Origin of the sequence: Burkholderia sp. 572 (assembly GCF_040545135.1) — a bacterium.
GTDB classification, from domain to species: Bacteria; Pseudomonadota; Gammaproteobacteria; order Burkholderiales; family Burkholderiaceae; genus Burkholderia; species Burkholderia cepacia.
Genome location: NZ_JBEPLH010000026.1, coordinates 94,665 through 103,270, shown reverse-complemented (window position 1 = coordinate 103,270; position 8,606 = coordinate 94,665). Strand labels below are relative to the sequence as shown.

The window sequence follows — 8,606 nt, the reverse complement described above, 5'->3', positions numbered from 1 at the left end:
CGCCATGACGCAGTTCGCACTGCTTTACCCGGAACGATTCAACATTGGAGTCTGAATCTCAACCCCGCCTCACACACGGAATTCCGGATACCTCCAGCCCAAGTGGTGGATCGCCCCCCCAGCACGCTCGAAGATCGCCTTCTTGAGCGCCGCGAGCTGCTCGTTGATCGTTGCCCGATCCAGCGTTCCGGGCACCAGTTGCTTGATCAGTTCCGAGTCCAGGTTCAAGCCTTTGCCCGGCTCAACCCACGGCAGCCGTCCCTCAGAAACGCTCCATTCTAAATCGCGAATCAGCCTTTACTCATCCACCTTGAAAGCCGACACGAGCCTCGTCAATTCCGCCGCCTGCTGCTTCAAACTCTCCGCCGCCGCTGCGCTTTCCTCGACCAAAGCCGCATTCTGCTGCGTCATCTGATCCAAAGACTGCACCGCCTCGCCGATCTGATCGATCCCCGCGCTCTGCTCCAGGCTGGCTTCGGCGATCTCGCTCATCATCGCGCTCACGCCCTGCACCTGCGACACGACATCGCTCATCACCTTCCCCGCCTCGCTGACCAGCCGCGATCCGGTATTCACCGTGCCCGCGCTATGCTCGATCAGCGCCTTGATCTCCTTGGCCGCCTGCGCGCTGCGCTGCGCCAGATTCCGCACTTCCGAAGCCACCACCGCAAACCCGCGCCCCTGCTCCCCCGCCCGCGCCGCCTCGACGGCCGCATTCAGCGCGAGAATGTTCGTCTGGAACGAAATGCTGTCGATCATCACGATGATCTCGGAGATCCGCTGCGACGCGTCGCTGATCTGTTCCATCGTCGTCACGACCTCCCCCACCACCTGGCCGCCGCGCGCCGCCGTATCCGACGCACCGTTGATCATCTTCGCGGCCGTCGTGGCCGTCTCGGTGTTGTTGCGCACCACGGCCGTGATCTCTTCCATCGACGAAGCCGTCCGCTCCAGGTTGCTCGACTGCCCTTCGGTACGTTCGCTCAGGTCAGCATTCCCCGACGCAATCTGCGCCGAACCCGTAGCAATCGACGCGGACGCCGCGCGAATGCTGTGCACCAGCGTCGACAGCGACGACACGAACCGGTTGAACGCATCCGACAACTGCCCGATTTCGTCCTGGCTCTCGACCGTCATCCGGCGCGTGAGGTCGCCCTGGCCGCTGGCGATCTCCGACAGCAGCGTCGCCGCGCGGCGGATCGGCGCGGCAATCGCGCGGCCCACCAGCCAGATCACGAGCAGCGCAACCGCGAGGCCCACCACCGCCGCGACCAGCGCCGCGCTGCGGATCGCGCGCGTCACCGGCCCGAGCAGTTCGGCCTGCGGCACCTCGACAACGACATACGCGTTCAGTTCCGGAATGAACGACGTCGCGATGAAGCGCGCGCCGCCGTCGCCGTCGTAGCTCAGGTACGCATACGGCTTGCCGGCCAGCAGCGTCGACGACGCATCGCCGGGCAACCCCTGCTGGTCCTTCATGAAATGCTTGCCGTCGATCAGCGACGAATCGCGATGCATCATGATCGCGCCGTCGGGACGCACGAGATACGCGAACCCGGTCTCGCCGATCCGGTAGGCGGCAATCCCCTTCGCGAGCGCATCGACGGACAGGCTCATGCTGGCCGCGCCGATCGGCACGCCGTCGAGCTCGACGCGGCTGTTGATGAACATCATGTAGCCGCCGACCGTCACCTCGCGGTCCATGTTCACGTCGAACGCCTTGCCGGACGACAGGAAGCCGGTCAGCCACTGATCCTTGTCGGTCACCTTCCGCTGCAAGCCGGATTCGTTGTAGTAGTTGCCGCTCTTCACGGACACCCACTGCACCGACGCGGCCTTCTGCTCGTCCTTCACGTTCTTCGCGAGCTGGATCCAGTTGCGCGTGCCGGCGTCGGGTTCGCCGTCGGCTTCCCATTGCAGCAGGAACGCGTCGCGCGCGAGAATCCGCGACGCGGCGATCGGCCCGGCCATCTGCCGCTGCACGTCGGCGCGGATGCCGTTCACGGCCGTCGGCAGCTCCTCGCGGACGACGCGATCGCGCACCGCGTTGCCGATCAGACGGATGCTGAGTCCGCTCGAGATCGCGACGAACACGAGCAGGCAACTCGTCATGCTGAGAATCAGCTTGTTCTGAATGGAAAGCTTGCGCCAGAAGTGCATGGGGAACCCTCGGTAACCGCTCGGTCTGAGCCAGTTTGGGTTATCGGCACGCACGCGCGGAACCGCATCGCGGATTTCAGATGTTCATCATGCGAGATTCGTTATGTTGTTATCAGGCGGACATGGCCGGCCGCCTGTCGACTCGCAATCAGCGCAAATCAGTATGCGACGAAGATCGTGACACGCCGGTTTCGCGCCCGCGAAGCCGCATCGTCGCCCGCCACGAGCGGCTGCGTATCGGCCCGCCCGATCGCCGCCAGGCGATGCGGCGCCACGCCGCGCTCGGTCAGGTAGCGCACGACGCTCCCCGCACGCGCCGACGACAGCTCCCAGTTCGATTCGTATTTCGCGTTCGCGATCGGCACGCTGTCGGTGTGCCCTTCGACGAGGATGTCGCCGGTCGCGTGCTCGCTCAGTGCCTGCGCGATCTGGTTCAGCACCGGCGACGAATCAGGCAGCAAGCGCGCATCGCCGACGTTGAACAGGATCTTCGCGTCGATGCCGATCTCGACACCATGCGGCGCCTTCACCAGCGAAATCCGGCCGTTCGACTTCAACGAATCGAGCAACGCGAGCCACGGCGGCGCATGGTCGGGCGTAGCCGCATCGGCAGCACTCGCGGCACCGCCAGCCTGCCGCGCAAGCGTCTGGTACCGCGCGTCGAGCGCGTTGTATTTCGCGAGCTGGAGCACGTACAACGCGAGAAACAGCACCATCAGCGTCGTGATGAGATCCGCGTACGAAATCAGCCAGCGGCCGGACTGCGCGCCTTCGACTTCGTGGTCGTCGCGATCGGCGGCGGAGGCACCGTCAGTTCGAGCAGTCATGCTGTTGGAAATCCCGGTTGGTCGTCCGACACACGCTCGTCACGCAAGCGATTCCACCGCGCGCCCGCGCACGTCGCCGGTCAGGCGCGTTTCGATCGTATGCGGCGATTCCTTGCGCGATATCGCCAGGAAACCGTCGAGATACAGCTTGCGAAACCGCAGCTCGCTGTCGATCTGCGCACGCAGCTTGCCGTAAAGCGGCAGGAACACGAGGTTCGCGAACGCCAGCCCGTACAGCGTCGCGATGAACGCGACCGCGATGCCCGGCCCGAGCTGCGCCGGTTCGAGCATGTGGCTCGTCACCTGCACGAGCCCGAGCACCGACCCGAGAATGCCGAACGTCGGCGCATATCCGCCCGCCTGCTGCCACACGCGCGCGGCCGCCAGGCGGCTGCGTTCGTAGGCATCGAGTTCGCGCTGCAACGCGTCCTCGAGCACGGCGGTCGACACGCCGTTCGCCAGCAGTTCGAGCCCGCGGCGCGCGAACGGATGGATGCCGCTCACGTCCATCGATTCGAACGCGAGCAGCCCGTCGAGCTTCGCGCGGTCGCCCCATTCGAGCAGGTCGGACAGGTTCTTGCGATCGACCTCGCGCGCCCGCACGAACGCGAGCCGCAACTGTTTCACCGCGTCGAAGAAGCGTGCCCAGGTGTTCTGGATCATCACCGCGCCGAGCGTGCCGCCGAGCACGATGACGAGGGCCTCGAACTGGAACAGCATCGGGAAATGCCCGCCCTCGAGCGCGAAGCCGAACACGATCGCCGCGCCGCCCAACACCACACCGGCCAGGGTCAACAGATCCATGCGCGCCCCCTTGGTCATGCATCCGATGCCGATGCGACGGGCGTGGTGCCCGCCGCCGGCGCCTTCGCCGCGCGAACGGCATCCAGCACGCGCCGCTCGATGTCCTCGATCTCGACCGGATCGAGCTTGAGCTCGCGACGCATCACCCACGACACCTCGTTGCGCCGCGCCTCGGTCATCACGGAGAACAGCTTGTCGGCCACCGCGCGATCGTCGAGATTCGCGATCAGCTTCGCGAGATCGTAGGTGTCGAACGCGCTGATGACGTCGAACAGCGTGCGCTGGTCGATCCACACGAGATCCTCCAGCGCGCGCACGTCGCCGCCGCGACGCGCGTTGCGCCGCGAGAAGTACGCGACGCCCTTCTGCTCGACGTAACTGAGCACCTTCGATTTGCGGAACGCGAACACTTCGTCGGCAATCTCGCCGTTCGACAGCTTGTTGAGCAGCATCGTCTTCTCGACGCCGATCAGCGATTCGAGATCGGCGAGCTCGATGAGCTCGAGTTCGCTGTTGATCGACAGGTCGAGATCGTGATCGGCAACCTGTTGCGCGCGATCGATCACGCGCGCGGCGTCGAACGTGACGACCTGGCGCGCATCCGACGACGCCGCGTAATCGGCCGCCCCGCCGGCGTGGTCCGCCTGCGCCGCCTCGATCGTGACGAGATTGAGCTTCTCCATGCGTCGCAGCATCGCGAGCACGTGCGGCCGCGAGTGGCCGGCGATCGCACGGCATTTGCGGATCACTTCGGCGAGCGGCACCGACGTTTCGGCCGCATGGGCCTGCATCGGCCGGCGCGTCCACGCGTCGCCGGCTTCGCGCGCATCGGCGCCCGCCATCAGCGCCAGCACATGCGCATACGACAGCACGCCCGGCATGAAGTCGGCATGCGTATAGGTCGCGAGCTGGTCGTCCTTGCGCTTCACGCGGCGGATCATCGTGCGCACGATATGACGCAGCAGCGCCGACACACGCTCGATTTCCTCGTCGAGCATGCCGGCCGGCACGACCGTCAGCTGACAGAATGAAAGCGCCTTCGCGGTATGGGCACGCGGCTCGGCCGCGAGCAACGCCGATTCACCGAAGAACTCGCCCCGACCGAGCGTCGCGACGACGACACGCTTGTCGTCGCATCGCGTGGACAGTTCGACCTTGCCGTCGGTGATCAGAAAGATGACGGGCTCGCCCGCAAAACCCTCGGAATAAATGATTTCCCCGGGCGCCGCCGTACGCGTCCACGATTGCTGACGATTCAAGTCGATTCCCCTGCTGCGCTGATTGTTGCGGACTGCGCGTCGCACGTCGGAAGCATGCGATCGCGAGTCGTCCCCGTGACTCGTTTACGTCATCGCGCTCAACATCCTTTAGGGCATTCGTCCTCGCTTCGAACCGAAATCAAGGTAAAACGTTTGCGCGTTACGCTGCCGGATCGAAACGTTCGTTTCGATGCCGGTGCGTGTAGTGCAATTGAAAGCGACGTGCGATCCCGCGCGTCAGAACTCCATGTCGAGTTCGTCGATGTCTTCGTGCTCCGCCTTCGCCGCATCGATCCACTCCGCCACGAACGGATGCGCGAGCACCTGCATGCAGTATTCGGCGATATCGGGCTCCAGCTTCACGTCGTAGGTCAGGAAGCGCGTGACGACCGGCGCATACATCGCGTCGGCGATCCCGATCTCCGCGCCGAACAGCCAGGGGCCGCCGTACGCGGCCAGGCACTCGCGCCAGATCGTCACGATCCGCTCGATGTCGTGCTGCGCGCGCGACCAGATCCGGAAGCCGGGGAAATGCGCGCGCAGGTTCATCGGCAACGCGGATCGCAATGCGCTGAAACCCGAATGCATCTCGCCGCAGATCGACCGGCAATGCGCGCGCGCTCGCCGGTCTTCGGGCAGCAGCCGCGCCTGCGGCCGGATCTCGTTCAGGTATTCGGCGATCGCGAGCGTGTCCCACACCGTGTTGCCGTCGTGCGTCAGGCACGGCACGAGAATCGACGGCGACAGCAGCAGCAACTCCGCGCGCGACGCGGCATCGATCGGCACGCTGACCGTCTCGAACACGAGCCCGCTCAGCTTCGCGAGCAGCCAGCCGCGCATCGACCACGACGAGTAATTGCGGCTGCTGATGGTCAGCGTCGTCTGTCCGGTGACTTCCATGTCGCTCCCCTGTCCAAAACCGTTCGTGCCCCTGCACCGAAAACGGACGCCACGCGGCTCACCCGCACCATGCCGGTGCCGCGGATTCGCCGAACCGGCGCGGCAACGCACGCTGTCGCGGCGCCAGACCGGCGCCGCAACGCATCGCACGCGCCTGCCGGTTCTCGCGTGCCGCCTGCGGCGCCGCGCTTCCGAACCGCGTGCAACGCGCGTGCCAGCCGCGGGCTGGCACATGGCTTGCCTCGTTCGATGCAACGCGGCACAACGAGCAAAGGCCATGAATCTGCTTGCCTATCCGTTCTATCAATGGTCTGCCGAATGCGTGCGCCCCGCGCGCGCATGGGCCGCGGCCGCCCGCGCGACGATGTCGCTGTGGCCGCCCTCCACCTCGACGCCGACCGGCCGCATGCTCGACGCGCTGTGCGAACTGCTCGAATGCTGCGCGTTCTCGCACCGGCGTCCGCCGTTCGGCATCGCGTCGGTCGTCGTCGACGGCAAAACGGTGCCGATCGTCGAGGAAGCCGCCGCAGCCAGCCCGTTCGGCACGCTGCTGCATTTCCGCAAGGCGCTGCCGGTCGCGCCCCAGCCGCGTGTGCTGATCGTCGCGCCGATGTCCGGGCATTTCGCGACGCTGTTGCGCGGCACCGTGCATACGATGCTGGCCGACCACGACGTGTACATCACCGACTGGCAAAACCCGCGCGACATCCCGCTGACGGCCGGACGGTTCGGCTTCGACGAATACGTCATGCACGTGATCGACTTCATCCACCAGATCGGCCCGGACGCGCACGTGCTCGCGGTCTGCCAGCCGACCGTCGCCGCGCTCGCGGCGGTCGCGCTGATGGCCGCCGGCGGCGATCCGGCGCAGCCCGCGAGCCTGACGCTGATGGCGGGGCCGATCGACTGCCGCGTGAACCCGACCAAGGTCAACGCGCTCGCGACGAGCCAGCCGATCGAATGGTTCGCGCGGAACCTGATCAGCGTCGTGCCGGCGGGCTTCGTCGGCGCGCAGCGATGCGTGTATCCGGGTTTCGTGCAGGTCGGCGCGTTCATGTCGATGAATCCCGATCGCCACGCGGCGTCGTTTGCCGACCTGTATTACGAGCGCGCGAAAGGCGACCCGGCGAAAGCCGACACGCTGCGGCACTTCTACGACGAATACTTCGCCACCGCCGATCTCACCGCGGAGTTCTATCTGGAAACGGTCGAGAAGGTGTTCCAGCAATATGCGCTCGCGCGCGGCGAGCTGACGGTCGGCGACCGGCTCGTCGAGCCGGCGGCGATTCATCGCACCGCGCTATTGACGATCGAAGGCGAGAAGGACGATATCTGCGCGGTCGGCCAGACGGTCGCCGCGCAGGAGCTGTGTTCGGGATTGCCGTCGTACCTGAAGACGCACCACGTGCAGACCGGGGCGGGCCACTACGGCGTGTTCAACGGCAGCCGCTGGGAAACGCAGATCTATCCGATCGTGCGCGCGACGATCCATGACAACGAGCCGTACGATCGCACCGCGGGCGCGGAAGGCGACGCGGACGGCACGCACTACGTGACGCTGCGCGCGCTGCTAGACGCGCGCGCAGCGGCGCACGACGGCGCGACCGATACGACCGCCGCGGCGTCGGATCAAGCCCGCTGAAACCGGACGGCGCTGAAAACGAATCGCCCCGCCGAGGTTGGCGGGGCGTGAGTGGCCGCAGCGTGCGGACGACGCGCGAGGAATCAGGCTCGCGCGTCGGCCTGCGTTACGAACAGGCCTTGCCGTGCGACGCGTGGTAGCCCTTCGCCTTGGCATCGGCTTCCGACATGTAGCTGCCGTGCTTCGTCTTGCCGTAATACTTGTCGGTCGAGCAGTGATAGACCTTCGTGCTGTCGTTGACCCACACCTTGCCCGGGCCGCCGCCCGGCGCTGCCGCCGCGGTCGTCGCGGCCGCGCTCTTCGCCGGCGCGGTGCCGGATGCGGCGGCAGCGGAGGCCGCCGTTGCCGGCGCCGCGGCCGGTGCGCTCGCGGCTGCCGCCGACGAGGCGCCGTACCAGGTCTTCACGCCCTTGTGGCCCGCGCATGCGCCCTTCTTCGACGCGCCCGAGTAGAACGAGCCGTCCTTGCACAGACCGGTCGTGCCGGCCGGCGCGCTGGCCGGCACCTGCGCGAACGCACCGATCGACAACCCCATGCCGGCGACCAGCGCGGCGATCAACATCGTTTTTTTCATGGTCCTCTCCTGATTTGCCTGACTGAAGAATGCGTTCCGGGTCGCCCCGGAAAATTCGCGCTTACCGCACCCAGCGGCACACGCGATGGTGGTGATGATCGACGTGGCACACACGATGCGAATGCGCTTCGGCAAGCGCCGGAACAAGAACCGCACATGCCACTGCGGTAGCCGTCAGGATCTTCGCGATGCGCTTCATGAAACTCTCCCGGGTAGGTCAACCGGCGATCCGGCTGGCACCTCCTTAACGCCGGTCGTCGGCAGGCCGTGCACCGCCGCCCCGCGCAATTGACGATCTTTGACATCGCGGCGCGGCCAGCGCGTCGAAGCTGACGAATGCCTTTCTTTTCTTTCCGGATCTTCAGCTTCCCGACCGTTCGGAATTCGAAAGAACGTTGCCGGGGAAGGGGAAACGTGCAGCAGGCGTGATCGGTACGCAC

Annotated in this window: 8 protein-coding genes and 1 pseudogene; 1 reads left to right on the top strand and 8 read right to left on the bottom strand. The window is 66.1% G+C overall.

What is annotated here, in order from left to right:
• Window positions 1-93: 93 nt before the first annotated feature.
• From ABIC51_RS34590 to ABIC51_RS34565, 6 genes and pseudogenes are all read right to left on the bottom strand, one after another.
• Window positions 94-255 (bottom strand): annotated as a pseudogene (locus tag ABIC51_RS34590) (IS256 family transposase); the annotation flags it as partial.
• Between the two features lie 42 nt (window positions 256-297).
• Entirely contained in the window at window positions 298-2,160 is a 1,863-nt protein-coding gene (locus ABIC51_RS34585) for a methyl-accepting chemotaxis protein (protein WP_226129626.1), read from the bottom strand.
• Between the two features lie 158 nt (window positions 2,161-2,318).
• Window positions 2,319-2,987: an OmpA/MotB family protein gene (locus ABIC51_RS34580; protein ID WP_175899453.1), complete on the bottom strand. Its 669-nt coding sequence runs from the start codon at window positions 2,985-2,987 to the stop codon at window positions 2,319-2,321.
• 39 nt (window positions 2,988-3,026) lie between these two features.
• Window positions 3,027-3,791 (bottom strand): flagellar motor protein, encoded by a 765-nt coding sequence (locus ABIC51_RS34575; protein ID WP_027790960.1) that lies wholly within the window; start codon window positions 3,789-3,791, stop codon window positions 3,027-3,029.
• A gap of 14 nt (window positions 3,792-3,805) precedes the next feature.
• Window positions 3,806-5,050 (bottom strand): Crp/Fnr family transcriptional regulator, encoded by a 1,245-nt coding sequence (locus ABIC51_RS34570; protein ID WP_060083367.1) that lies wholly within the window; start codon window positions 5,048-5,050, stop codon window positions 3,806-3,808.
• Window positions 5,051-5,287: 237 nt separating this feature from the next.
• A complete protein-coding gene (locus tag ABIC51_RS34565; protein ID WP_027790958.1) occupies window positions 5,288-5,950 on the bottom strand; it encodes a glutathione S-transferase family protein in 663 nt (220 codons plus the stop codon).
• Between the two features lie 277 nt (window positions 5,951-6,227).
• Between ABIC51_RS34565 and ABIC51_RS34560 the strand changes: the two genes are divergently transcribed.
• Complete coding sequence (locus ABIC51_RS34560; protein ID WP_354006923.1) at window positions 6,228-7,592, top strand: polyhydroxyalkanoate depolymerase; 1,365 nt, start codon at window positions 6,228-6,230, stop codon at window positions 7,590-7,592.
• A gap of 106 nt (window positions 7,593-7,698) precedes the next feature.
• On the opposite strand, the gene ABIC51_RS34555 is transcribed toward ABIC51_RS34560, so the two are convergent.
• Window positions 7,699-8,166 carry a DUF3761 domain-containing protein gene (locus tag ABIC51_RS34555; RefSeq protein WP_059693867.1) on the bottom strand — a complete coding sequence of 156 codons (468 nt, stop codon included), beginning with the start codon at window positions 8,164-8,166 and terminating at the stop codon, window positions 7,699-7,701.
• Between the two features lie 61 nt (window positions 8,167-8,227).
• Entirely contained in the window at window positions 8,228-8,365 is a 138-nt protein-coding gene (locus tag ABIC51_RS34550; RefSeq protein WP_021157327.1) for an HHHH-motif protein, read from the bottom strand.
• Between the last annotated feature and the right edge of the window lie 241 nt (window positions 8,366-8,606).

Bases quoted from the DNA above. Each gene is read 5' to 3' on its own strand.
- ABIC51_RS34585 (WP_226129626.1), bottom strand. From the start codon at position 2,160: ATGCACTTCTGGCGCAAGCTTTCCATTCAGAACAAGCTGATTCTCAGC.
- ABIC51_RS34580 (WP_175899453.1), bottom strand. From the start codon at position 2,987: ATGACTGCTCGAACTGACGGTGCCTCCGCCGCCGATCGCGACGACCAC.
- ABIC51_RS34575 (WP_027790960.1), bottom strand. From the start codon at position 3,791: ATGGATCTGTTGACCCTGGCCGGTGTGGTGTTGGGCGGCGCGGCGATC.
- ABIC51_RS34565 (WP_027790958.1), bottom strand. From the start codon at position 5,950: ATGGAAGTCACCGGACAGACGACGCTGACCATCAGCAGCCGCAATTAC.
- ABIC51_RS34560 (WP_354006923.1), top strand. From the start codon at position 6,228: ATGAATCTGCTTGCCTATCCGTTCTATCAATGGTCTGCCGAATGCGTG.
- ABIC51_RS34555 (WP_059693867.1), bottom strand. From the start codon at position 8,166: ATGAAAAAAACGATGTTGATCGCCGCGCTGGTCGCCGGCATGGGGTTG.
- ABIC51_RS34550 (WP_021157327.1), bottom strand. From the start codon at position 8,365: ATGAAGCGCATCGCGAAGATCCTGACGGCTACCGCAGTGGCATGTGCG.